23 protein-coding genes and 1 pseudogene are annotated in these 23577 nt (G+C 70.1%); 13 read left to right on the forward strand and 11 right to left on the reverse strand.

From position 1 onward, the window contains the following. Window positions 1–3: 3 nt before the first annotated feature. From E1218_RS14990 to E1218_RS15000, 3 genes are read right to left on the reverse strand one after another with little or no spacing between them, the layout of a single operon-like run. Window positions 4–831 carry a carbohydrate ABC transporter permease gene (locus E1218_RS14990; protein ID WP_132320449.1) on the reverse strand — a complete coding sequence of 276 codons (828 nt, stop codon included), beginning with the start codon at window positions 829–831 and terminating at the stop codon, window positions 4–6. Next, on the reverse strand, window positions 828–1760 hold the full coding sequence (locus tag E1218_RS14995) for a carbohydrate ABC transporter permease (protein ID WP_132320451.1): 933 nt from the start codon (window positions 1758–1760) through the stop codon (window positions 828–830). Before E1218_RS14995 ends, E1218_RS14990 begins: the two co-directional genes overlap by 4 nt. Then, the gene (locus E1218_RS15000; RefSeq protein WP_132320453.1) at window positions 1757–3040 is read right to left on the reverse strand and encodes an extracellular solute-binding protein; all 1284 of its coding nucleotides are present in this window, start codon (window positions 3038–3040) and stop codon (window positions 1757–1759) included. Before E1218_RS15000 ends, E1218_RS14995 begins: the two co-directional genes overlap by 4 nt. A 315-nt stretch (window positions 3041–3355) precedes the next feature. Between E1218_RS15000 and E1218_RS15005 the strand changes: the two genes are divergently transcribed. From E1218_RS15005 to E1218_RS15015, 3 genes are all read left to right on the forward strand, one after another. Beyond that, window positions 3356–4048: a hypothetical protein gene (locus tag E1218_RS15005; RefSeq protein ID WP_132320455.1), complete on the forward strand. Its 693-nt coding sequence runs from the start codon at window positions 3356–3358 to the stop codon at window positions 4046–4048. 155 nt (window positions 4049–4203) lie between these two features. Next, entirely contained in the window at window positions 4204–4896 is a 693-nt protein-coding gene (locus E1218_RS15010) for a hypothetical protein (RefSeq protein ID WP_132320457.1), read from the forward strand. A gap of 2 nt (window positions 4897–4898) precedes the next feature. Beyond that, window positions 4899–5672, forward strand: coding sequence for an endonuclease/exonuclease/phosphatase family protein (locus E1218_RS15015; RefSeq protein WP_132320459.1), 774 nt, complete (start codon window positions 4899–4901; stop codon window positions 5670–5672). 464 nt (window positions 5673–6136) lie between these two features. Here E1218_RS15015 and E1218_RS15020 read toward each other — a convergent pair whose 3' ends face one another. Beyond that, window positions 6137–7690, reverse strand: coding sequence for a serine/threonine-protein kinase (locus E1218_RS15020; RefSeq protein WP_325052841.1), 1554 nt, complete (start codon window positions 7688–7690; stop codon window positions 6137–6139). Window positions 7691–7742: 52 nt separating this feature from the next. Between E1218_RS15020 and E1218_RS15025 the strand changes: the two genes are divergently transcribed. From E1218_RS15025 to ptsP, 5 genes and pseudogenes are all read left to right on the forward strand, one after another. Further along, window positions 7743–8303 (forward strand): RNA polymerase sigma factor, encoded by a 561-nt coding sequence (locus tag E1218_RS15025; RefSeq protein ID WP_132320461.1) that lies wholly within the window; start codon window positions 7743–7745, stop codon window positions 8301–8303. 46 nt (window positions 8304–8349) lie between these two features. Continuing rightward, window positions 8350–9354 carry a dihydroxyacetone kinase subunit DhaK gene (gene dhaK / locus E1218_RS15030; RefSeq protein WP_132320463.1) on the forward strand — a complete coding sequence of 335 codons (1005 nt, stop codon included), beginning with the start codon at window positions 8350–8352 and terminating at the stop codon, window positions 9352–9354. Further along, window positions 9342–9980 carry a dihydroxyacetone kinase subunit DhaL gene (gene dhaL / locus E1218_RS15035; RefSeq protein ID WP_407657614.1) on the forward strand — a complete coding sequence of 213 codons (639 nt, stop codon included), beginning with the start codon at window positions 9342–9344 and terminating at the stop codon, window positions 9978–9980. Before dhaK ends, dhaL begins: the two co-directional genes overlap by 13 nt. A gap of 42 nt (window positions 9981–10022) precedes the next feature. After that, window positions 10023–10433: pseudogene (dhaM, locus tag E1218_RS37285) on the forward strand (dihydroxyacetone kinase phosphoryl donor subunit DhaM); the annotation flags it as partial. 54 nt (window positions 10434–10487) lie between these two features. Next, on the forward strand, window positions 10488–12335 hold the full coding sequence (ptsP, locus tag E1218_RS15040) for a phosphoenolpyruvate--protein phosphotransferase (protein ID WP_325052842.1): 1848 nt from the start codon (window positions 10488–10490) through the stop codon (window positions 12333–12335). Here ptsP and E1218_RS15045 read toward each other — a convergent pair. The 7 genes from E1218_RS15045 to purS form a co-directional block, all read right to left on the reverse strand. Further along, entirely contained in the window at window positions 12317–12970 is a 654-nt protein-coding gene (locus E1218_RS15045) for a cupin domain-containing protein (RefSeq protein ID WP_132320466.1), read from the reverse strand. The genes ptsP and E1218_RS15045 overlap by 19 nt on opposite strands. A 76-nt stretch (window positions 12971–13046) precedes the next feature. Then, window positions 13047–13604, reverse strand: coding sequence for a GNAT family N-acetyltransferase (locus tag E1218_RS15050; RefSeq protein WP_233712240.1), 558 nt, complete (start codon window positions 13602–13604; stop codon window positions 13047–13049). A 104-nt stretch (window positions 13605–13708) separates the two neighbouring features. Beyond that, complete coding sequence (locus E1218_RS15055; protein ID WP_132320467.1) at window positions 13709–14194, reverse strand: DUF1707 SHOCT-like domain-containing protein; 486 nt, start codon at window positions 14192–14194, stop codon at window positions 13709–13711. 65 nt (window positions 14195–14259) lie between these two features. Then, complete coding sequence (gene purL / locus E1218_RS15060) at window positions 14260–16521, reverse strand: phosphoribosylformylglycinamidine synthase subunit PurL (RefSeq protein WP_132320468.1); 2262 nt, start codon at window positions 16519–16521, stop codon at window positions 14260–14262. 13 nt (window positions 16522–16534) lie between these two features. Then, window positions 16535–18589, reverse strand: a complete 2055-nt coding sequence (locus E1218_RS15065; protein ID WP_132320469.1) for a hypothetical protein — start codon at window positions 18587–18589, stop codon at window positions 16535–16537. Continuing rightward, on the reverse strand, window positions 18589–19260 hold the full coding sequence (gene purQ / locus E1218_RS15070) for a phosphoribosylformylglycinamidine synthase subunit PurQ (RefSeq protein WP_132320470.1): 672 nt from the start codon (window positions 19258–19260) through the stop codon (window positions 18589–18591). The genes E1218_RS15065 and purQ overlap by 1 nt, the downstream gene beginning before the upstream one ends. After that, on the reverse strand, window positions 19257–19511 hold the full coding sequence (purS, locus tag E1218_RS15075) for a phosphoribosylformylglycinamidine synthase subunit PurS (protein WP_132320471.1): 255 nt from the start codon (window positions 19509–19511) through the stop codon (window positions 19257–19259). The genes purQ and purS overlap by 4 nt, the downstream gene beginning before the upstream one ends. 123 nt (window positions 19512–19634) lie before the next feature. On the opposite strand from purS, the gene E1218_RS15080 reads away from it, so the two are divergent. The 5 genes from E1218_RS15080 to E1218_RS15100 all read left to right on the forward strand — a co-directional run bounded on the left by E1218_RS15080 (window position 19635) and on the right by E1218_RS15100 (window position 23564). Beyond that, entirely contained in the window at window positions 19635–20156 is a 522-nt protein-coding gene (locus E1218_RS15080) for a PadR family transcriptional regulator (protein WP_132320472.1), read from the forward strand. Further along, window positions 20153–20824: an ABC transporter ATP-binding protein gene (locus E1218_RS15085; RefSeq protein WP_132320474.1), complete on the forward strand. Its 672-nt coding sequence runs from the start codon at window positions 20153–20155 to the stop codon at window positions 20822–20824. The genes E1218_RS15080 and E1218_RS15085 overlap by 4 nt, the downstream gene beginning before the upstream one ends. Beyond that, window positions 20824–22149: a hypothetical protein gene (locus E1218_RS15090; protein ID WP_132320476.1), complete on the forward strand. Its 1326-nt coding sequence runs from the start codon at window positions 20824–20826 to the stop codon at window positions 22147–22149. The genes E1218_RS15085 and E1218_RS15090 overlap by 1 nt, the downstream gene beginning before the upstream one ends. A 196-nt stretch (window positions 22150–22345) precedes the next feature. Then, window positions 22346–22966, forward strand: a complete 621-nt coding sequence (locus tag E1218_RS15095) for a CDP-alcohol phosphatidyltransferase family protein (RefSeq protein WP_165949274.1) — start codon at window positions 22346–22348, stop codon at window positions 22964–22966. A 73-nt stretch (window positions 22967–23039) separates the two neighbouring features. Next, a complete protein-coding gene (locus E1218_RS15100) occupies window positions 23040–23564 on the forward strand; it encodes a YqaA family protein (protein WP_233712241.1) in 525 nt (174 codons plus the stop codon). Window positions 23565–23577: the final 13 nt, after the last annotated feature.

Consider the following 23577-nt stretch of genomic DNA (forward strand, 5'->3'; position numbering starts at 1 on the left):
GGGCTATCCCTTCAGGCCGCTGGAGAAGCCGCGGATGACGTAGCGCTGGAGGACGAGGAAGACCACCAGGATGGGCAGCGCGGCCAGCACCAGGCCGGCGGCGACGAGCCCGTAGTCCGAGGTGTACTCGTTGACGAAGGCGAACACCCGGACCGGGACGGTCTCCCGCCCGGAGCCGCCCAGGTAGAGCAGCGGCGTGAAGAAGTCGTTCCAGATGTGCACGGCGTTCAGGATCAGCACGGTGCCGGTGATCGGCCGCAGCAGCGGGAAGATCACGTACCCGAACGCCTGCAGGTGCGAGGCACCGTCGATCAGTGCGGCGTTGGTGTAGTCGGCCGGCAGCGAGCGGATGAACCCGGTGTAGAGGAACACCGTGAACGGCAGCTGGATGCCGGTGTAGAACAGGATCATTCCCTGGTACGTGCCGAGCAGCCCGAGGTCGTTGACCAACTGGTACAGCGGGATCATCCCGAGCTGGAACGGCAGGATGATGCCGACCAGGAACAGGATGTAGAGGCTGTAGCTCAGCCGGGACGCCGTCCGGGCGAGGAAGTACGCCGCGAGCGACCCGAGCACGATCAGCACGACCACGCTGGTCACGGTGATCAGCGTGCTGTTCAGCAAGGCCGACCCGAGTGACGCGGACTGCCAGGCTTCCCCGAAGCTGCCGGCCGACGGCGGGTCCGGCAGTGACAACGGCTCGTTGGCGATCTGGGCCGGATCCTTGAACGCCAGTGTGACCAGCGCGTAGACGGGGAACAGGAACGCGATCGCGACCGCGACCATGACGAGCTCGCGGACCAGGGTGCGCGGACTGTAACCGGTCCTCATGCCGTCGTCTCCCTCGAACGCAGGTAGCCGATCTGGATGAAGGACACCGCCGCGACGAAGATCGCCAGCACCAGCGCGACCGCGGTGCTGTAGCCGAACTTCCCGTACACGAAGGCCTGCTTGTAGAGCACGGTCGACAGCGTGTCCGTCGCGTAGCCGGGACCGCCGTTCGTCATCGCGATGATCTGGGTGAACAGCGTCAGCCCGCCGACGGTCGACAGCATCACGTTGATCGTCGTCGCCGGCGCGAGCAGCGGCCAGGTGATGTGCCGGAACCGCGCGAACGTGCCGGCTCCGTCCACCATCGCGGACTCGTGCAGCTCCTGCGGCACGCCTTCCAGCCCGGCCAGGAAGATCACCATCGAGTACCCCGCGCACTGCCAGATCACCGTGAACGCGACCGACCAGAGCGCCAGCGACGGATCGCCGAGCCAGTCCTGCCGAAGCGCGCCGAGGCCGATCGCGTCCAGCGCGGCGTTGAGGCCCGCGTCCGGTGCCGGGTTGTAGACGTACTTCCACAGGAACGACACCATCACCGGACTCACCACGACCGGCGCGAAGAAGATCACCCGCAACGCCATCCGGCTCTTGATCCCGGTGTGTACGCCCAGCGCGAGCAGCAACCCGATGCCGTTCTGGACCACCACGATCGCGACGGTCAGCAGCAGAGTGTTGCGCAAGGCACCGAGCGCCTGGTCGTCGCGGACCAGCTGCTTGAAGTTCTCCAACCCGACGAACGTCCGCTGCTCACCGACCCCCGACCAGTCGGTGAAGGCCGAGCCCGCGCCGGCGATACTCGGGTACAACATCACCAGCGCGTACACGACCAGCGCCGGCGCCGCGAAGAACCACGGCGGCGCGATGCCACCGCCGCGGCGCCGCGATGCCTTCGCAGCCTCCCGCCCGACAGCTGTGGTGATCGCCGTCATGCGGTCTTCCGGTAAGCCTCGTCCATCTTCTTCAGGGCGTTCTGGACAGTGGTTTTGCCGCCGAGGAGTTCCTGGACGACGGCGAAGTGGGTCGGCTGGACCTCGGCGTTCGGCCAGCGCTGGTCCATGAACGGGACCGCCTTGTCGTCCTCGAGGTACGGCAGGAACGGCTTCAGCACCGGGTCCACCTTCGCCTCGCCGTCGGAGTACAGCGGGACGCAGGCGACGGCCTCGGCCCACGCGTTCACGGTCTCCGGCCGGCCGCAGTACTCGATGAACTTCCTCACCTGGTCGGCCTTCTTGCTCTTCGCGCTGAGCGCGATGCCGACCACGACGCCGCCGGGGATCCAGTTGTCCGCCTCGACGTCGGTGGCCGGGAACGGGAACATGCCCAGGTCGTCCGGTGCCGGCGCCGCGTCGCGGAACGCCTGCAGGACCGCGGACACCTGCACGGCCATCGCGGCCTTGCCGGTGCCGACCATCGAGGTGGCCTGCTCGTACGTCGTCCCGTTCGGGTTGTCGTTGAAGAAGCCCTTCTTCTGCAGCTCCAGGTACTTGTCCATCGCGTCGGCCCAGCCGGAGTCGGCGAACGACGCGTTGCCGGCGGTCATCTTGTCGTCGAAGTCCGGCGTCTTGGCGTAGACCGTGCCGGGCACGAGCGCGTAGTCGATCAACTGGGTCACCCACGGGGTCTGCGCGCCGAGGGCGATCGGGACGATGCCCTTCTTCTTCAGCTTGTCGCAGACGGTCAGCAGCTCCGACCAGGTCGCCGGCGGCTCGACGCCCGCAGCGGCGAACGCCTTCTTGTTGTAGATCGCGCCCAGCACGCTGGTGCCGGGCGAGAAGATGAACGTCTTGCCGTCGTTCTGGAAGGCGCCCTTGAACCCGGTCGGGATCTTCTGGGTCCAGGCCTGGTCGCTGAGATCGGCGAGCAGGTTCGCCTTGCTCAGCTGGACCATCGACATCGCGCTGCCGTTGCCCGGGTAGACCGCGTGCAGGTCGGGCGCGTTGCCGGCCGCGAGCTGGGCGCGGAGCGCGGTCTGCAACTGGTCGGCCGGGGAGAACGACAGGTTGAAGTCGAAGTCGGAGTTCGCCTTCTTGAACTCCTCCAGCGCCTTGCGCAGGCCGGCCTCCTGACTGCCGGCGCCGATCACCTTCACCTGTCCGCCGGACGACGACGAACCGCCGTTGCCACCACAGGCCGCCAGCGTGCCGGCGGCGGCCGCGCCACCCATCAGCTGCAGGAGACGCCTCCGACTGACGGACTGATCGAGTGCCATGGGTTCCTCCTGAGCCGCGGGACGAGAGCCGCCCCTCGACATAGCGCCTGATGGTGTGAAGTAATCGAGAAATCGTGTTACTTTCTTCACGCGGGACGCTACGGACGGCCCTGAGGGGTGTCAAGACCTCCTTGAAAGGATTCAGAAGGGCAGCGGAACCCGGTGGTGTCCGGGTGCCCGGCTCGCCTGAGAAGATGGCGCCGTGCCCGCGACCGCCTGCGCCCCGCCGGACAGCACGCCGTACGACGTGCTGCGCCCCATCACGCCGTGCGACGGAACCGGGCGGGGTCGCGTGACGCCGGGACCGGTGCGCGGGTGAAACGTCCGATTCTGGTCACCGGCATCCTCGCGATCACCCTTCTCGGAGCCGCTGCCGGCTACTACACCGGCGACCACACCGAGCCCGCTCCGACCGCGGCCGGCGAGGCCGTACCGCTCGGCGGGGTCGCGCCGTCCGAGCCGACGGTGCCGGTCAAGACCCCGGTGCCGAACGACCTGGCGGCGCTGGAGACCGGCCTGTCCTACGAGCGCCACCTCTTCACGGTGAGACCCGCGGGACAGCAGCCGGTGCAGATCTCGATCAAGACCCCGGACCGCTGGCGGCTGACCAAGGATCCGGATGCGCCGGCCGAGGTGAAGTTCCTGGATCCGCGCAACGAGCGCGCTGTCCGGGTCGAGGCGGTCGAGCCGACCGAGACCACCACGGACTCGCGGAAGAAACTCGTCGTCGGCCTGCGCCAGAGCCAGGCGCCGGAGAACGACCTGCGGATCCTCAGCCAGACCGACGAGCAGGTCGAGGACGACGAAGGCCGCTTGCGGGCGGTGTCGACGCTCGTCTACACCTACATCCCGAACAAGACCCGCCGCTACGTCATCGTCCGCTGGGTCGCGACCGGCGAGGACGACCGGACCACGGTCGAGATGAGCATCACCGGCCTTCCCCAGGACGCGAAGGGCCTGGACGAAGTCCTCCACCAGGCCACCCGGACCGTCCGCGAGACCAACTGAGCCGGAGCGGTTTCACGGAATCGTTACCGGGCCGCGGCAACCCGGCGGCGGGCTACGGTGTCTCCGGGGAGTAGGCCAAGGTCCGGGGAGGTGACGCAGGCGTGGCTCGTCGGAGGACGGTAGGCGCTCTGCTGTGTTCCGGGCTGGTGGCGATCATGGCTCTCGGTGGCGCCGGCGGTTACGGACTCGGCCTGCTGACGGCGGTCGACAGTTCGGCCGTCGCCGCGGGGACGGCGGCTCCGCTGGGGACCGTGCGGCCGAAACCGGCGCCTTCGAGCACTCCGGCACCATCGCTCCCGCCGCGGGAGGTCGTACCCGACAACTCGCCTCCGCTCGAAGCCGACGACCTGCGGTACAAGACTCGCTCCTTCACGGTGAAGGACGTCTACGAGTCGCAGGTCTCGGCGCGCGTGCCGGCCAACTGGGGCATGACTCAGCCGGATCCGCCGCGGACGGCCCGGTACACCGATCCGACCAGCAAGCGCTGGCTGCGGATCGAGGCCGGATTCACCATCCAGCGGCCGCCGGCCGCGTCGATGCAGGCACGGATCGACCAGCTCGACCGGCTCCCGAAGGACCAGATGGTCACCTACGTCTCCAGCACGGTCGAGGGCAAGTACGCGACCCTGGCCTACACCTACGTCCCACCCGCGTCGCTCGCACCGGTCCCGACGCTGCGCTACGTCGTCGTCCGCTGGGTCGCCGACGACAGCGGCCTGTGCGCCGTCGAGATGAGCTCCACCGGCCTCCCCCAGGACGAGCAGGCCCTGCTCGCGATCCTCGACAAGGCGAGCGAGACTGTCGTACGACGTGACAGACCGCTCGACGCGGAAAGGCAGCCCAACTGATCATGCGACTGGCAACGCTCAACGTCTGGGGCATCCGAGGTGACTGGGAAGCCCGATTGCCGCTTTTCCAGAAGGGCTTCCGGGATCTGGATGCCGATGTGCTGACGTTGCAGGAGACGATCCTGACCGCGGACGTCGACCAGGTGACCGCGATGCTCGGGGACGGCTACCACCTGGCTCACTCGTCCGAACGCGAGTCCGACGGCCAGGGGATCACGACGGCCAGCCGGTGGCCGATCGGCGAGGTGCTGGAGTTCGATCTCAACGTGACCGACCGGACGGGCGACTTCGCCTGCACGGCGCTGGTGACCGAGGTGCTGGCGCCGTTCGGGCGGGTGTGGGTGGCGAACCACTTTCCCGACTACCAGGTCGATCATGAACGGGAGCGGTGCCTGCAGACCGTTCTGCTCGCACGCCACCTCGAGGAGCTGCCCGGTCATGTGGTCGTCGCGGGCGACCTGGACGCGGAGGACTCGTCGGACAGCCTGCGGTTCTGGACCGGGCGGCACATGCTCGACGACCTGAGTGTCTGCTACCGCAGCGCCTGGGAGGCGATCCGTCCGGACGAGCGGTTGGAGACGTACGTCGAGGAGAACCCGCACTTCGTCGACGAGGAGTGGCCGTTCCGCGGCATCGACCACATCCTGGTCCGCTGCGGACCACGCGGACGGCCGACCCTCCCCATCCTCGACTGCACCCGCATCTTCGACCAGCCCGGAGCCGTCCCCAGCGACCACTACGGCCTGGTCGCGGACCTCGCGGAGGAAGGGCGCTAGCCGCCCGAGCGTCTCCGGTACCTCCTCGGCCATGAAGTGCCCCGGCCCGGATCGAGGCCCGGGGACGTCGTCGGCGGCAGACCGGCCGTCGAGCAGGTGGTTGACCAACAACTCAGGTGCCTGCGCGATCAGCGTATCCAGGATCGGCCCCGGTGCCGCGAGGAACGACCAGACCCACTAGCCGAGCTGTGGAGCAGGTCGGTGGGCCGCCGCCGACTGTCCGGCCGTGGATCGTTGCCCCGGACACCGTACGTCGAACTCGGCGAAACCGTCGATCACGCAGTACGACGTACCCAGCGCGGGGAGGCGTCAGTCGATCGGCCAGATGGTGCGGAAGATGGTGGAGCGCAGGCGGTAGAACCGGCGCCGGGCGGACTGGACCAAGGCAGGCGACGGCCGGAACCGTTCGCTGGGAAAACGCATCAGGGACTTCCTCGGAGCAGACTGGACTGGCCGGGTGCTCGTCAGCCGCCGACGGAAACCGATCGGGCGATCTCCAGGGCACGGTCGCGGGACTCCCCCGCCGGCACCAGCACCTGGACGAGCCTCGAGCCGGTGGTCCCCGTGTCCACGACTCGCTGGAGGAGCATACTGCGACTGTCGCCGCATCCGGTGGAGAACTGGTCGGTCGTGACGTTGCCGTTGTCGTTGCTGACCGTCGGCTCCTCGGTGGTGAAGCAGCCGAACTGGGCGGCGTCCGCGACCGCGAGCTTCGCGTCCCGGGCGTCGGTCATCCCGACGAAGACGCCGACGCTGTTCAGCGACCAGTCGTCCTCGCGGCTCACTCGCAGCGCCGGGTAGGACTTGCTGCTGCCCGGCGGCCGCCACTGGGACTCCGCCACCGACTTCGCCCAGCCGCGCTGGATCTGCACCGAGATGTCGCCCTTCGAGATCGGGACGACCTCGCGGTCCGCCAGGTACCGCTGGCCGAAGAAGCCGGCACCGCCGCCGACGATCAGGGCGAGTACGGCGGCGAGCAGCCAGCGACCGCGCCGACGCCTCCGCGGCCCGGCCGTCACCGCACCAGAGGCGGTCGATTCGGCAGCCGGCGGCCCGGTTGCTGCGGCGGTCTCGGCCGGCGCAGAGGCTCTGACGACGGTCGGCCTGTTCTCGTCGCTGAGTGCGGTGTTCTCACCGACGCCCGCGACCGCGCCGGTCTCGCGGACGGCGAACGTGGACGGCACGAAGCCGTGAGTGGTCTCGTTCATTGCGCCGACCAGCTCCCGGGTGAACGACTGGACGTCCGGCCAGCGCTTCTCCCGGTTCGGTTCGAGGGCGCGGACGATCGCCAGGTCGACCACTTCCGGTAGGAGGAACCCGAGCGTGCTCGGCGGAGACGGCGCCTTGACCCGGGAGGCCGCTCCGAGGCCGTCGACCTGGTGTGGTGAGCGTCCGGTCAGCGCGGCGTACGCGACGGCACCGAGCGAGTACTGGTCGGCGCGCTGGTCCAGGCGCTCCCCCATCGCCTGCTCGGGAGCGACGTACGACGGGGTGCCGCCGGGCATCGTGATCCGCGACGCCTCGTCGAGCGACTTGCCCAGGCCGAGGTCGGACAGGACGGCCCGCTCCCCCTCGTCCGTGCTGCGGAACAGGACGTTCGCGGGCTTCACGTCCCGGTGCAGCAGACCGCGCCGGTGCAGGGCCTGCAGGCCGCGGCCGACCTGGACGACGACGTCGACGGCCTCGGCCAGCGGCAGGGGTTCGTTCCTCAGCCGGTCGGCGAGCGTGCCGCGATCGGCGTACGTGAGCACGAGGAACGGCCGCCCGTCCTCGAGCTCGCCGACGTCGTGGACCTGGACGACGTGCTCGGACTCGACCCGGCGCAGGAACCGGCCCTCCTCGAGGAACCGGCGGCGGACCGAGTCGTCGTGCGCCCAGTTGTCCGCGAGGACCTTGATCGCCACCTCGGCGTCCAGTTGCTCATCGTGAGCGAGCCACACCGTAGCGAAACCACCCGCGCCCAGGCGTCGTCGCACGACGTAGCGGCCTAGTCTGCTCGGGACCCCCATACAGGGCATTATGGATCAGTGGGAGTCCCATGCCGGGGGCCCGATGACAGCAAAGGCACAGATGAGCGACAGCAGCGGTCCGACCGACGACCTCGGAGTCCTGGCAGAGCGCGCCAGGGGCGGGGACAAGCACGCGATGGACGACCTGCTGAGGCTGGTCCACCCGCGCGTACTGCGGATCTGCCGCAGCGTGCTGCCGTACTCCGCCGACGCCGAGGACGCGGCCCAGGAAGCACTGCTGAACATCGCCACCAAGATCCACACGTACTCCGGCCGCAGCAGCTTCTCCACCTGGGTGCACTCGGTCGCCGCCAACTCGGCGCGGTCGACGTACCGCAAGCTGAAGCGCAGCGCCCAGGCGGCGCACAACCCGGAGACGATGGAACGGCCGGACCCGCGGACCACCAGCGTGATCGCCGGCACCCGGCTGGACCTCCTCGAGGCGCTCGAGACGCTGGAGCGGGACCGTCCGCAGATGGTCACCCCGCTCGTCCTGCGAGACGTCTACGGCCTGTCGTACGAGGAGATCGCCGCCGAGGTGGGCGCGCCGCTCGGGACCGTCAAGTCCCGGATCCACGACGCCCGCGAGGTCGTCCGCCCGCTGCTCCGTCCGAAGGACTGAGGAGAGGACCCTCCCGCCGGCGGCTCGGTTGTGCTCAGATGGGGGCATGAAGAAGCTCATCAACGAACCTGGTGATGTTGTGAGTGAGGCGCTGCGGGGGATGGCGGCAGCGCATCCGGATCGGCTGCGGGTGGATCACGAGAACCGGATCGTGTACCGCAAGGACGGACCGAGGCCGGGAAAGGTGGGGCTGATCTCCGGGGGCGGCTCGGGGCACGAGCCGATGCACGGCGGGTTCGTCGGGCTCGGGATGCTCGACGCCGCGTGCGCCGGTGAGGTGTTCACCTCCCCGGTGCCGGACCAGATGATGGCGGCGACCAGGGGGGTCGACGCCGGGGCCGGCGTGCTGCACATCGTGAAGAACTACACCGGCGACGTGATGAACTTCGAGATGGCCGCCGAACTGGCCGCGGCCGACGCCGGCACCGAGGTGCTGTCGGTGGTGACGAACGACGACGTCGCCGTCCAGGACAGCCTGTACACGGCCGGCCGCCGCGGCGTCGGCGTGACCGTGCTGCTGGAGAAGATCGTCGGCGCCGCGGCCGAGGAGGGCCGCTCGCTGCAGGAGGTCGCCGACCTGGCCACGAGGGTCAACGACAACGGCCGCAGCATGGGAATGGCGCTCACCTCGTGCACCGTCCCGGCGGCGGGCAAACCGACCTTCGAGCTGGCCGACAACGAGATGGAGGTCGGCATCGGCATCCACGGCGAGCCCGGCCGGCAACGGTTGCCACTGGCACCCGCCAGTGAGATCGCCGCCATGCTGGTCGACCCGGTCGTCGGCGACCTGCCGTACCAGCAGGGCGACGCGGTGATCGCGTTCGTCAACGGCATGGGGGGTACGCCGCTGATCGAGTTGTACCTGATGTACAACGAGGTCGCCCAGCTCCTCGACCGGGCCGGCATCACCGTCGCCCGCTCACTGGTCGGCAACTACATCACCTCGCTGGAGATGGCCGGCTGCTCGGTCACCCTGCTCAAGGCGGACGACGAACTGGTACGCCTCTGGGACGCCCCGGTGAACACCCCCGGCCTACGCTGGGGCGTGTGAGCATGGAAGTCGGCACCTTCGTCAGCTGGCTGCGCGACGCCGCGAGCACCATGCACGACAACGCGTCGTACCTGACCGGGTTGGACTCGGCGATCGGGGACGCCGACCACGGGGCCAACATGGACCGCGGGTTCCAGGCGGTCGTCGCGTTGCTGGAGGAGAGCTCGTTCGAGTCTGTCGACGAGCTGATGAAGAAGGCCGGGATGACGCTGGTCAGCAAGGTCGGCGGGGCGAGCGGGCCGCTGTACGGCACGTTCTTCCTGCGGTTCGGGACCGCGCTGGCCGGCGTCTCGCCGATCACCGCGGAGGCGGTCGGCGAGGCGTTCCGGGCCGGTGTCGGCGGGATCCTGCAGCGCGGGAAGGCCGAGCTCGGCGACAAGACGATGTACGACGCCTGGGCGCCGGCCCTGGACGCGTACGACGCCGCCGTCGCGGACGGATCGGATCTCGCCGGAGCCCTCACGGCGGCCGCGGAAGCGGCCGCGAAGGGCCGGGACGCGACTGTCCCGCTGGTCGCCCGGAAGGGCCGCGCGAGCTACCTGGGTGAGCGCAGTGCCGGACACCAGGACCCTGGTGCCACCAGTACGACGCTGCTGCTCGAGTCGGCCGCCCGCACGCTGGCATGACGGTGCCGACGGCGTCCGGCCGGGCTTCGCGGTGGTGACACGGTGATTGGAATCGTGGTCGTGTCCCACAGCCGTGCACTCGCGACGGCCGCCGTCGGCTTGGCCGCGGAGATGGTGGCCGAGGACAACCGTCCGGTCATCGCGGTGGCGGCCGGGCTGGACGAGACGACGTTCGGCACGGACGCGGCGGCGGTCTCCGAGGCGATCACGGCGGCCGACAGCCCGGACGGCGTACTGGTCCTGCTCGACCTGGGCAGCGCGATCCTGAGCGCCGAGCTGGCGCTGGAGTTCGTCGACCCCGAGGTCGCCGAGCGGGTGAGACTGTCGAGCGCGCCCTTGGTGGAGGGGCTGGTCGCGGCCGTGGTCACCGCGTCGACCGGCGCCTCACTCGACGCCGTGGTGGCCGAGGCCGCCCGGGGGCTGGCAGCGAAGCAGGAGCACCTCGGTGACGCCGAGCCGGTGCAGACAACCGCAGTGGCCGCTGCCGAGCGAACCAATGAAGTTGTGGTGAGCAACGAGCATGGCCTGCACGCCCGCCCGGCGGCGCGGCTGGTCGCGGTGGTCAACGCCTTCGACGCGACCGTCAGCCTGACCGACCTGGACACCGGCCGGGGCCCGGTCGACGCCGGCAGCCTCAGCATGGTCGCGACGCTCAACGCCCAGCAGGGCCATCGCCTCCAGGTGGGCGCCGCCGGTCCGCAGGCCGCGGAGGTGCTGGCCGCGATCTCCGACCTGGCCGCGGAGAACTTCGGCGACACGCCCGCCGAACCGACGGCCACAGCGGGAGGCTCCGGGCTCGACGTGGCGATCGGACCGGCGATCGTCGTGGACGCCGAGGTGGACCTGAGCGGCTACCGGCCCGGGGACGACGAGCCCGGCCGGCTCGACAAGGCCGTGTCCACGGCCGCCGGCGAGCTCGAGCAGCTTCGCGACCGCAGCGATGACCACGGCGGCATCTTCGACGCCCAGCTCGCAATGCTGCGGGACCGCAAGCCCAGGGGCGAGATCGAGGCCGCGATCGCCGGTGGTACGCCGGCCGCCGCGGCGTGGAAGCAGACCTACGACCGGCTGGCCCGGACCTTCGAGGGACTGGACGACGCCTACCAGCGCGAACGCGCCCAGGACGTGCGATCGGTCCGGGACCGCGTCCTGCGGATCCTCACCGGCGACGTGACCGCGGAAGCGACCGACGGGATCCTCGTGGTGCCCGAGCTGGACGCCGCGACGGCCGCGACCGTCGACGCCGCACGGATCGCCGGGATCGCCGTCCGTGCGGCCGGGACCACCGGTCACGGCGTGATCGTGGCGCGGTCCCGCGGGATCCCGCTGATCACCGGGATCGGCGGCGTCGACGTACCGGCGGGGGCGGTCGTGGCGTTCGACGCACGGACCGGATCCTTCGAGCTCGCGCCGGACGAGGCGACCGTACGGGCGACGATCACCGAGCGGCAGGCCGAGCGTGAACAGGCCGCCGCCCAGGCCGATCAGCCCGCGACGACGCTCGACGGCCGGACGATCGACGTCCTGGTCAACGTCGGCGCGGTGCGGGACGCGGCCGACGCACGGGGTGCCGACGGCTCCGGCCTGGTGCGGACCGAGGTGCTTTTCGGCGACCGGCGGACCGCCCCGACCGTCGCCGAGCAGGTGGAGCGGTTCCGGGCGGTCGCGGACGCGCTGCGGGGAAAGCCGATCACGATCCGGACCTGGGACATCGGCGGGGACAAGCCGCTGCCGTTCCTGCCGCAGGACCACGAGGCGAACCCGTTCCTGGGCGAGCGCGGCCTGCGGGTGTTCCGGCGGCGGCCGCAGCTGCTCCGCGACCAACTCGAGGCGATCCGGCAGATCGCAGCGGAGACGCCGGTGCACGTGATGTTCCCGATGGTGACCACCGCCGACGAGGTCGAGTGGGCGCTGGACGAGCTCGGTTCGCGGCCGGACGGGCTGGAGGTCGGCATCATGGTCGAGGTCCCGGCCGCCGCGCTCCGCGTGGAGACCCTCGCCGTCGGCCTCGATTTCGTCAGCATCGGCACGAACGACCTCACGCAGTACACGACCGCCGCCGACCGCACCAACTCCGCGGTCGCGGCTCTCGCCGACGGCCTCGATCCCGCCGTACTGCGACTGATCGACCGGGTCGTCCGCAAGGCCGGGGTGCGGGTCGCGGTCTGCGGTGACCTGGCCAGCGACCCGCAGAGTGCCGTCCTGCTGGCAGCCCTCGGTGTGCAGGAGTTGAGCGCCGTCGGCCCGCAGATCCCGCTGGTCAAGGCACTGCTACGCCAGACGGACCTCACCAAGGTGCCGGATGTCCTCAACGCCCGCGATGCGGCCGAAGTACGTCAGTTGGTACGCCGGTAGTACAGCAACTCGACCAGGTTGAAGCCGGACGTGCGGGTGTCCTTGGCGGGCAGCGTGTAGCTCTCACCGGGCTCCAGGTACGTCACGTCCGGGTTGTCCAGGTCGAGGTCGACCACCAGCGCCGGGTACGCACCCGTGTGCCACCTGTAGGACTCCCCCGCGTCCGGAGTGACGTGCTGCACGCGTACCTCGTCCTCGTCGACGACCACCTTGGCCGGGACCTCACCGACCTGCTCGAACCCGGCGTCGGCCGGTACACCGGTGATCCCGAAGTACGGGTCGCCGGACGCCTCCTCGCCGAGGTCGAGCACCTCGATGAGGCGATTGAGGTAGAGCGCGTCGCCGTCGTTGGTGAGCATGTGCACCGGCGACACCGGCCGGTAGACCGAGCCGCCCACGGTCTCGTTGAGGTACCGCGCCGGGCTGCCGTCCAGCCAGTCCATGTGACACGGCGAGGTCGACAGGCACAGGACGACGTACGGGTTGTGGTGCAGGTGCCAGCCCTGCGCCTCACCCGGCTGCAGTGAGACCTCCCAGACCCGGACCCGCGAGTTCTTCAGCAGGACGCGGGTCCCGATCTCACCGAGGACGACCTCGGTGCCGTCCGGCGCGACGACGGTGGTGCCTGAACTCATCGTCGTCCTCGCTTCGCTCCGGGCGCCGATGAGGCACTAGACGGGCTGTACTGGATGATGAACTCGCTCCGCTCGTTCATGAGTAGCTCTCCTTGTCCGGGAGATCGACGGGGCGTTCCATTGCTACACCACCGAGCAGTACGCCGTCCGGCATGGTCAGCTCGACGGTCTCGACCTCGGTGAACCCGGAGGCCTTGTACAGCGGTACGCCGGGCAGAGTCGCCATCAGGGCGAGCTGGGTGAAGCCCTCGGCCCGGGCCGCGTCCACACAAGCCGTCAGGATCGCCCGGCCGAGCCCCCGCCGCGTCCAGTCGCTCCGGACGAACATCGCCCGGATCCGGGCCGGCTCGGTCGCCGGGTCCAGGAGTCGCTCGTCGGCGCCCGCCGTACTGGCGTTGAAGAGCTTGTTGCGCCGGCTCCAGCCGCCGCAGGCGACGACCTCGCCACCGGCTTCGTGCACGTAGTACGTGCCGTCGTCGATGAGCGCCTGGTCGAGGGTGGTGATGTGCTCGGCCGCACTGGCCGTCTGCGCGGCGTCGTAGTACGCCGGGAACAGCTCGCGCACCGAGGCACGCGCCAACTCCGCGACGGCCGATCCGTCCGTTGGCACCGCGAGCCGCAACACAGCCTCCACGCCCCACAGGCTAGTTCCGCAACACCCGCAGGGTGAAATGGATTCACCGGGTGGCGGACACCACGCCCGGCGGACGTGGTTCGCGCCGGGCGCTCCCGTCGGTCTCAGGATCGGCGGGACCGCTTGCCCTTCCCGGCCGCCCAGCGGTAGGCGACGAAGGTCCAGAGCAGGGCGGGCAGGCCGAAGGCCGCGGCCGCCAGCTCGCGGCCGAAGACCAGGAACACCAGGCCGGTCAGCACGAAGGGCACCGCCAGCCAGACCGCGCCGGCGAACGCCGCCCACCGCCAGCGGCTCGGCCTCCGTTGCCCGGGCGGGTACAGCGAAGGTGCCGGCAGTCCGGCGAAGATCGGCTGCAGGTCGCCGTGGGTGACGGCGCCGTTCAGCCGGTCCACCCGCCGGTGCAGCTCGTCCTCGTCCAGCCGTCCGATCGCGAACTGCTCGGCCAGTTCGTCGGTGCAGATCCGGCGTTCCTCGTCGGTCAGCCGGATGTTCGCCATCCGGCGCCGCGCAGCCACCAGCCGGGCCTCCTGCCCGGCCGCTGCCGCAAGGCCCATCAGCTCACCCGGTTTGACCGGCCGCCGCTCCGCCATCCCTCACCTCACTCGTCCCCTTCGAGTGTGCCAGACGAAGCGGCAGGCCCAAGGCCGGCCAGGAATCAGTTCAGCGCCGCCGGAAGGGTCTGGGTCCAGGCGGTGCGCAGCTCGGTCAGCGATACCTCGAACTGGTCCTGGACGTCCAGCGAGTCCCCGGTGATCACGCCGATCTTCACGTGCGGGAAGCGGCGCGCCGTACACATGTCGGTGAACCGGACCTCCTCGGTCCGCGGTACTGCGACCACCGCGCGGCCGGCCGACTCCGCGAACAGGAACAGGAACGGGTCCAGCCCGTCCGGCGCCCACACCCGCGCACCGACCCCGCCGCGCAGCGCGGACTCGACCAGGGTCTGGGCGACACCGCCGTCACTGACGTCGTGCGCGGCGTCGATCAGGCCGTCGCGCGACGCGTTGATCAGGATGTCGGCCAACTGCTGCTCCGCGGCCAGGTCGACCGCCGGCGGCCGGCCGCCGAGGTGACCGTGGACGACGTTCGCCCACTCCGACCCGGACAGCTCCTCCTCGGTCTCCCCGAGCAGGTACAGCTGGTGGCCTTCCATCTCGGCGGTGAAGCCGATCGGCGTCCGCCGGGAGACGTCGTCGATCACGCCGAGGACGCCGACCACCGGGGTCGGCAGGATCGGGGTCTCGCCGGTCTGATTGTAGAACGACACGTTGCCGCCGGTGACCGGGATGCCCAGCTCGATGCAGCCGTCGACCAGTCCGCGGATCGCCTCCGCGAACTGCCACATCACCGCCGGGTCCTCGGGCGAGCCGAAGTTCAGGCAGTCGGTCACCGCGGCCGGGCGGGCACCCGTGGTCGCGACGTTCCGGTAGGACTCCGCGAGCGCGAGCTTGGCGCCGGTGTACGGGTCCAGCTTGGCGAACCGGCCGTTGCAGTCGGTCGACACCGCGACCCCGAGGCCGCTGGTCTCGTCCACCCGGATCATCCCGCTGTCCTCGGGCTGCGCGAGCACCGAGTTGCCCAGCACGTAGCGGTCGTACTGGTCGGTGACCCAGGACTTATCGCACAGGTTCGGCGACGCGACCAGCGTCAGCAGGGTGTCCCGCAGCTCCGCACCAGTGGTTGCCCTGGGCAACTTCTCGGCGCCGTCGGCCTGCAGCTCGTCCTGCCAGGCCGGGCGCTCGTACGGGCGCTCGTACACCGGGCCCTCGTGCGCGACGGTCCGCGGCGGTACGTCGACCACGCGCTCACCGTGCCAGTCGATCTGCAGCCGCCCGGTGTTCGTGACCTCGCCGATCACGTCCGCCTGGACGTCCCACTTGGCGCAGATCTTCAGGAACGCCTCGACGTTGTCCGGCGTGACGACCGCCATCATCCGTTCCTGCGACTCGCTCATCAGGATCTCTTCCGGCGCGAGCGAGGCGTCCCGCAGCGGGACCTTGTCGAGCGAGACGTACATCCCGCCCTCACCCGCGCTGGCCAGCTCCGAGGTCGCGCAGGACAACCCGGCCCCGCCGAGGTCCTGGATGCCCTCGACCACGTTCGCGGCGAACAGTTCGAGGGTGCACTCGATCAGCAGCTTCTCCATGAACGGGTCGCCGACCTGGACCGCGGGCCGCTTGGTCGGCCCACCTTCGGCGAAGGTCTCGCTGGCCAGCACCGAGACGCCGCCGATCCCGTCGCCACCGGTCTTGGCGCCGTACAGGATGATCCGGTTGCCGACACCGGTCGCGTTCGCCAGGTGCAGGTCCTCGTGCCGCATCACGCCGACGCAGAGCGCGTTCACCAGCGGGTTGCCGAGGTACGTCGGGTCGAAGACGACCTCACCGCCGACGTTCGGCAGGCCGAGGCTGTTGCCGTAGCCGCCGATCCCGGACACCACGCCGGGCAGCACCCGCTTGGTGTCGTCGGCGTGCAGCGGGCCGAACCGCAGCGGGTCCATCACGGCGACCGGACGGGCGCCCATCGCCAGGATGTCGCGGACGATGCCGCCGACGCCGGTGGCCGCGCCCTGGTAGGGCTCGATGTACGACGGGTGGTTGTGCGACTCCACCTTGAAGGTGACCGCGTATCCCTCGCCGATGTCGATCACGCCGGCGTTCTCGCCGATCCCGGCCAGCATCTTCCCGGCCGGCGTCTCCTGCGGGATCTCGCCGAACCGGCGCAGGTGCACCTTGGACGACTTGTAGGAGCAGTGCTCACTCCACATCACCGAGTACATCGCCAGCTCACAGCTGGTCGGCCGGCGGTCCAGGATGTCGCGGATCCGCTGGTACTCGTCCGGCTTCAGTCCGAGCTCGGCCCAGGGCTGCTCGACGTCAGGTGTGTTGCCGGCATTGCTGACGGTGTCTGCGGACATTTCAGGCGACACGTTAGGACTCCTGCACTAGGTGGGACTCAGGTGAAACGGTAGTGGGCTGCTCGGCGGCCACCAGGTGGGCCACCAGCAGTGGAAGGGTGAACCCGGTCATGATCGCGGGCAGCGCCACACCGGAGTCGTTGATCAACATGCCGACCAGGCCGCAGGCCGACAGCGCGAGCAGGGTCGGCCGGACCATCGGCAGGCTGGTGTGAAAGGCCCGGTACGCCGGAAACGGCACTCGGCCCGGCAACACGGTGGCCAGCATCGCCAGCACCACACCGGCCAGCATCGCCCATCCGGACCAGCCGTCGAAGAACTGCACAGCCATCTGGCCCTTCCGGATCAGCACGTCGCTCACCTCGCCGTCCAGCAACCTGGCGAAGAACGTGCCGAAGTGACTGCGCTGGTCCTCCGGCCGCAGGTAGTCGAGGAAGGCGACCGCGGTCACCGCCAGCACACCGGCCACACCCACACCGAGCAGTGCGCGCCAGGAGATGGTGCCGCGCCAGGTCAGCCAGGCCAGCAGCAGCACTGCGGGCGTCAGCGCGAGGATGCCGCCGAAGTCCGTCCCCCAGCCGGGCCGGCCGTCCACGACGATGGCGGCACCGCCGATGGCGAGCACTGCGAGGGCAGCGTGCTTCCGGTTCGTCTCGACCAGCTTCTGCGCCGCCCACCCGGCCGTGACGAGCGCAGCGACCGCGAGCGTGGCGAAGGTCGAGTTGCCGAAGCCGTAGAACCGCCCACCGATCACTGGCCCGTCGGCGAACATGCTGCCGAACTGGAGCGGCGTCCCCAGAACACCGTCCACGAGCAGAATCGAGTACGCCGCCAGCGCGATCCCGAGGAACGCCCAGCGTTCGAGAACGACCTGAGCCACGGCGGCCAGCGCCGCGCTGATCCCGAGGACCACGCAGTACAACGAAAGGGCCGGCGCGGGCCACCGCCACCACAGGGTCACCGTGGACAGGAAGACCGCAATGAAGAAGCCGCCCTGCGTCAGCAGCGTGAAGACGAACGTACGGCGCGACAGCGGACTGCGGGTGATCACGAACCAGGCCAGCGCGATCAGTTCCGCGGCCAGGATCGTCAGTGCGGTCGCGAAGAGCATCGGCCGCGGCTGCTCGAACCGCTCGTTCGTATCCAGCCGCTCCTCGATCACGGCGGCAGCATCGGTGTGAAGGCCGCCGGTGAAGTGGATCTCGTTGCCGTCCAGCGGTCCCGGCTTCTCGGCTCCGGCCGGATCCACCGCTTTCGCCCCGCCGCGCAGCACAGTGGCGGTGATGTCGGTGAGCTGGATCAGACCGGACCTGCGGGTCGAGTCACTGGTCAGCCAGCGTGGTCGGTCGTCCGGTGGCAGTTGCAGCGCGACCAGCGGCTCCTGATGAGCGCCGGCCGTCTCCTGGCTGATCCCGACCAGCAGCACCCAACCGTCGGCCGCGCGGGCCTGCGTGACCAGGTCGGCGACCTGTCGACGAGCCTCCTCCCGGCCTTCCCGGAGCGGTAGCGCACCGGCGTCGACGAACGCGTCACCGCAGTCGGTGCTCGCAAGCCGGGCCGCGTCGAAGTCGGGCTGCCAGTTCGAGACCGAGCCGTCCGGCTTCGCGACCGCGATCGCCGCGCCCGGCCCGAACCCGCACACCCGGTCACGACTCGCGCCAAGGCGGCCGATGGGTGCGCCGGTGTGGTGCTCCGCCTGGCGGTCGACGTACGTCTGCCAGTCGGCGACCTGGCCGCCGGATACCGCGGGCAGATCGCCGCACGGCTGGTCGGCCACGCTGCCCCAGGCACGGGTGCCCGCACTGATCGTCAGCCAGCCGTCGACTGGGCACGTGTGCGGTCCGGCCGTCTTCACCGTGATCGAGCCGACGTGCGACTGGTTCACCAGGGCGGTCAGCTCGGGCGACGCCTTGACGTCGTTCCACGTCAGCCCGGGGACGCCGATCACCACCACCTTGGCCAGCAGGTCACTCGGCTGGGCGGCCGCCGTACCGGCGGTGACCGAGAGGACCGCCACAGTGAGGAAGAGAGTGCGGACCAGCAGGCGCCGCACCCCGATCGACTTCATCAGGAGGCGACGACGGCCTTCAGCACCGAGGTGAAGAAGCCCAGGCCGTCGGTGGTCGGGCCGGTGAGGGTCTCGACGCAGTGCTCCGGGTGCGGCATCAGGCCGACCACGTTGCCGCGGGCGTTCGTGATGCCGGCGATGTCCCGGTACGAACCGTTCGGGTTCACGCCCAGATAGCGGGCGACGACCAGGCCCTCGCCCTCCAGCCGGTCCAGCGTGGGCTCGTCGGCGACGAACGAGCCGTCCTGGTTCTTCACCACGATGGTGATCTCGTGGTTGGAGTCGTAGTCGGACGTCCACGCGGTGCGGTTGTTCTCGATCCGCAGCGGCTGGTCCTTGCAGAGGAACTTGCGGTGGTGGTTCTTGATCAGCGCGCCGGGCAGCAGGTGCGACTCGCACAGCACCTGGAAGCCGTTGCAGATGCCGAGCACCGGGAGACCTTCGCCGGCCTTGCTGATGATGGTCTCCATCACCGGGGCGAACCGCGAGATCGCGCCGGCGCGCAGGTAGTCGCCGTACGAGAACCCGCCGGGCAGGACGACCGCGTCCACGCCGTGCAGGTCCGCGTCGGCGTGCCAGAGGGCCACCGGCTCGGCGCCGGCGACCGCCGCGGCCCGCCGGGCGTCGGCGTCGTCCAGCGAGCCCGGGAAGGTGACGACCCCGATCTTCATCGGGCGTCGCTCTCGACGTGCAAGCTGTAGTCCTCGATCACCGGGTTGGCCAGCAGCGTGTCGGCGGCCTTGCGGATCTCGGCGACCCGCTCCTCGGTCGCCTCGCCGTCCAGGGTGATCTCGAACCGCTTGCCCTGACGGACGTCGGCCACGCCGTCGAAGCCGAGCCGACCGAACGCGCCGTGCACCGCCTTGCCCTGCGGGTCGAGGATCTCGGGCTTGAGCATGACGTCGACGACAACGCGAGCCACTGACTTACTCCAGGTCTCGTTCCGGGGTGACGGCTGAATCCTACCGACCGGACCCCAGAACCTCGGCATCGGCCGGAACTCGAACTATTCACTCAGTACATACACGCGGTGTATAGTCGACTCATGGCCACTGCTGAACTGGTGCTGGGACTGCTTTCACGCGACCCCGCCCACGGGTACGACGTGAAGCGCGGCCACGACGCCTGGTTCCCGGACGGGCGGCCGCTCGCGTTCGGGCAGGTGTACACGACGCTCGGGCGGCTGGAGCGGGACGGCCTCGTCGAGGTGGTCGACAAGACCTCCGGCGGCGGTCCGGACCGGACGGTCTACGCCCTCACTGACAAGGGCCGCAAGCACCTGGCGGACTGGCTGAGCGACCCGGTGCCGCCGGCCTGGGGCAGTGCGGACGAGGTGCTGCGGAAGCTGGTCGCGGCCATCCGGACCGGCGGCGACGCGGCTGCGTTCCTGGCCCGCCAGCGCGCGAGCCACCTCCGCCGAATCCGTGAACTGCGGGAGACGCCGACCGAGGACGACCCCACGTCGCCACTGGTCCGCGAGTACATCGTGGCCCACCTGGACGCCGACCTTCGCTGGCTGGACAGCGCGCTCGAACACCTCTCCGAACAGAAAGAGACTCGCCCATGACAGTGCTGGAGCTGAGCAGTGTCGAGTACTCCTACCGGCGGAACGCGGCGCTCAGGGGTGTCTCGCTCCAGGTGCAGGCCGGGGAGGTGGTCGCGGTCACCGGTGCCAGCGGCTGCGGCAAGTCCACGTTGCTGCACTGCGCCGCCGGCATCCTCACACCCGACGCCGGCTCGGTGCAGGTGGCCGGGCAGGATCTGGCCACCCTGCCGGAGGACGAGCGCTCCCGTCTCCGTCGTACGAAGGTCGGCGTGGTGCTGCAGTTCGGTCAGCTCGTGCCGGACCTCCCACTCATCGACAACGTCGCGCTGCCGCTGCTCCTGGACGGTCACGAGCGCGCAGAGGCGCACGAGGCCGCACTCGAGTGGCTCAAGCAGGTGGGCGTTGCCGACGAGGCCGACGCCGTACCGGCCGAGCTCTCCGGCGGTCAGGCCCAACGGGCCGCCGTCGCACGGGCGCTCGTCACGGGGCCATCCGTCGTACTGGCCGACGAGCCCACCGGCAGCCTGGACAGCCGAGCCGGGCAGGAGCTGCTCGAGGTCTTGCTGCGTGCGTCGCGGTACCGCGGTGCGGCGCTCGTGGTGGTGACGCACGACAACCTCGTCGCCGCGTCGGCGGATCGGGAGATCAGGCTGCGCGACGGTGTGATCCAGCACGAGGTCGCGCTCTGATGACACTCGAGACGCTGGTCCAGCTGGCACGGTCCCGCACGCCCGCCGACCGCAGTCGCGTCCAGCTGACCACCGCGGCGCTCGGTCTCAGCGGGATGTTCCTGCTCGGTGCCCTGCGGATCGCACGGCTGGGCGACGGCGAGCTCGACACGACCGTCTACAGCAACTACGTCGCCGAGAGCGGGCTGCGCTCGGGACTGATCGCGATCCTGATCATCCTGTCCGCGCTGACCGCCGGTCTCGCTGTACAGGCATTGAGACTCGGTACGGCGGCCCGGGAACGGCGGCTGGCCGCGCTACGGCTCGCCGGCGCGTCCAGTCGGCAGGTGCGACAGCTGTCGGTGACGGACGCGGCGCTCGCGGGTCTGGCCGGCGGACTGCTCGCGGGACCGGTCTACCTGGTGCTCAGCTTTCTGCTCGGCGCCCTGCCGCGGATGGCTCAGGTGCTCCCGGGTGCCGAGCTGCTGGACCTGCTCGTCTGGATCCCGGTGGTCGTGGTGATGACGGCAGCAGGTGCGTTGATCGGCAACCTGTTGCACCGGGACCATCTGGTACCTCGCGCGGAGCGCCCGGCCCAGCAGCCGCGCACTGGACTCATCGCCGGTCCGGTCATGGTCGGGCTCGGCCTGATCGCCGCCCGCTGGTTCGGGTATGTCGCCTCGACCGTGCTGGTCGTCGGCCTGGCGCTGACGTTCCTCAGCCTCACCTCGCTGTGGATCCGCCGCATCGGACGCCGGCTCAGCCGATCCGGTGACCCGGCCAACCTGTTGACCGGTGTCCGTCTGGTCGCCGACGCGCGGCCGCCGGCCCGGATGGCGACGCTGCTCGCCTGCTGCGGATTCCTGATCGGCACCCTGGGCAACGGCGCCGCCGCGTCCTGGACCACGCGCAACATCGCCGGCGAACCGATCTTCTACCTCACCGGCTTCGGGCTCGCCGTCATCGGCCTGCTGCTGGTCACGGCGACCGGTCTGGCCGCACTGATCGTCGGCGTCGCCGACCAGTTGGTCGACCAGCGCCGCCAACTCGCCTGCCTCACCGCGCTGGGAGTCGACGCCCGGTTCGTCCGGCGCGTCATCCGCCGCCAGTTGACCGCGGTCGCCGCACCGGCGCTCGCGATGGGCCTGTTCCTCGGCTCGTTGTTCGGTCTGGCCCGCGTGGTCGGCGCACCGGCCGACCCCTTCCGGCTGAGCGCGGTGGTCCTCACCGTCGGCCTGACGGCAGCAGGCTGGCTCCTCGGAGTCCTCGGCGGCATCACCGCCGGCCACCTTCTCCGCAACCAGACCCGGGACGCACTCGACCCCGAGAACTTGAGGGCAGCATGAGCACAGTGCCTTCGGGCGGGCCTCCGGCGCCCGCAGGGTCATGGCGCCTTGGCTCCCGGCCTTCCTTCGTCGCTCCAGTCGCTGTGCTGGATGCCACGCCTCCGGCGCGGCGGGCCATGGGGCTGCAACTCCCTGCCCTACTCGTCGCTCCAGTCGCTTCGCTCCCTCCGCTCCTCAGTCCAGGCCGGGAGGCGCCATGACCACAACTACTCCAGTACCTTTGGCGGTCCGTCCCGCGCTCTTGCTGGGCGTGCCGAACCGCATCACGCTGGTGCGGACGGTGGTTGCGATGGTGATCGCCGCGATCGCGTTCCGCACCGGCCAGCTGAGCTGGCTGGTGATCGGGTACGCCGCTTACTGGGTCGGCGACATCGCCGACGGCGCGGTTGCCCGCTACCGGGACGAGGAGTCCGTGGCCGGTGCGGTCTTCGACATCGTCTGCGACCGGGCCAGCTCGTTCCTGCTGGCGGCCGCGTTCATGGCGACGTTCCCCGCGACCATCGGACCGCTCGCCATCTTCCTGGTCCAGTTCGGCGTACTGGACACGATGCTGTCGCTCGCCTTCCTGCTCTGGCCCGGCACGCTCAGCCCCAACTACTTCTACAAGGTCGACCGGCCGATCTGGCGGTGGAACTGGTCCAAGCCGGCGAAGGCGGTCAACACCGCCGCCGTGGTGATCTCACTGATCGTCGCGCACCACACCGGCGCGCACTGGCTCCCGTACGGCGTCGCGATCGCCGCACTGGTCGTGAAGGTCGCGTCCACCTACCGCCTGCTGACCATCCTCCGCGGCCGTCGGGCCGCCGTACCCGCCTAGGGGTTGCCGTCAAGGGTGCCAGGGAGTGGATGGGGCTGGACCCTGGTTCAGCCCGGCAGTGGGGGTGGGGTGCGTGGCAACGGTGCTGGTGACGCATAGCCTCGAGATCATGTGGCTGTGGCAGTTGGCGCTGGCGGTGGGCTTCGGGATCGGGTCCGCCGTCGTCCCGGTGATGAACGCCGAGGCGTACGTCCTCGGCGTCGGCGTCTCCGGAGCGCTGGACCCGGTGGTCGCGGCGATCGGGGTGTCGGTCGGGCAGACGATCGGCAAGGTCGCGATGTTCCTGGCGGTCCGCTACCGGCCCGGGTACGCCACGCGCAAGACCAAGGAACCGAAGGCGGTCGACCTGGAGACCCGATGGGGTCGCTTCGTGCAGTGGAACCGCGACGTCAGCAAGCGCCTGCTGGACGCGATGAGCGACCGCCGCTGGGGCATCCCGGTGACGCTGCTGAGCGCGTCGGTCGGCATCCCGCCCCTGTACGGGGTCGCCCTCATCGGCGGCGCCTCCCGGATGGGCGTGCTCACCTTCAGCCTGAGCGTCCTGATCGGCCGCGCCGCCCGCTTCGTCCTCCTGGCCCTCGGCGTCAGCCTCGTCTGACCCACCCATGCCC

The sequence above is a fragment of the Kribbella turkmenica genome (assembly GCF_004348725.1).
Taxonomy (GTDB): Bacteria; Actinomycetota; Actinomycetes; order Propionibacteriales; family Kribbellaceae; genus Kribbella; species Kribbella turkmenica.